The 911-nt window shown below is 66.3% G+C and carries 1 protein-coding gene; it reads right to left on the reverse strand.

Annotated features, from left to right (window positions below):
* Positions 1-911: MobA/MobL family protein (locus tag SM191_RS19905; protein ID WP_445949889.1), on the reverse strand; the 911-nt coding region annotated here is incomplete at both ends.

A 911-nucleotide genomic window follows, 5' to 3' on the forward strand; every position in this document is an offset into this window, starting at 1 on the left:
CACACGTCGTAGATCTTGCGCCGGACATGTGCCCAGCATGCGACCTCCATAATGGGACCGGGCTGCCGTCGCGCATCGTACAGTTGGTCGTAACCCGCAACGACCTGGCGAATGCGACGTCGGGCGCGAAGGCCTTTTCGAGATCGTCGAGATAGGCGTGCGCGTCCCGCTCGCGTTGTACGAGCGCCTCGTACCGGGGGTGCCCCTCGGGGTCCTTGCCCTTCGCCCGCAGCTTGTTGGCCAGGTCGTCGGCATAGCCGCGCATCTTCTCGGCGGTCTGTTCGGCGTTGCTGCGGGCCATGGGATGCTGGATCGTGAGGATCACATCGGCGGTGCGCGCTTCCGCGCGCCGCTGTGCCAGTTGGCGCGCAAGCTCCGCGAGGAAGGTGGTTCGCGCCGGCCCTTCGACGCATGTCCGGCGCAGTTCGGCGACCCGTTCTTCGTCGGCCTTCTCGATCTCGTCGTGTCGCTTGAGTACCGCGACCCTCCGCGCCCACCACCCCTTGTGGGCGTTTTCGACATCCTTTTCGGGCGCGGCGCCACATGCCGCAATGAACGCGAGCCGGGGGGCGAGGTGCTCCTGCGGCTCGGCCTCGATCCCCATGTCCGCGTAGGCGCGCGGATCGTAGCGCCGCGGCGCTCCGATCGCTTCCAGCTCCGCGTTCACCGCGTCGGCGAAGCGCGTCCGCATGTACATGGGCCAGTCCTTGTGACGGACCTCGGCGCACTTTTTCTGGCGATGCGGATAGCTCCGCCGGCGATTGCGCGATGCGGTTCGCTTCTCCTCCACGATGGCGAAATCCCATGCGCCATCGATCCGCTCGCACGGACGGTCGTAATAAAGCAGATGGAAATGCCAGTTGCGCTCGTCGTTCGCGGCGGTCGGCGCGTGCAGTGCGATATAATAGCGC

It is taken from the genome of Sphingomonas sp. 2378 (assembly GCF_038084995.1).
Lineage (GTDB): Bacteria > Pseudomonadota > Alphaproteobacteria > Sphingomonadales > Sphingomonadaceae > Sphingomonas.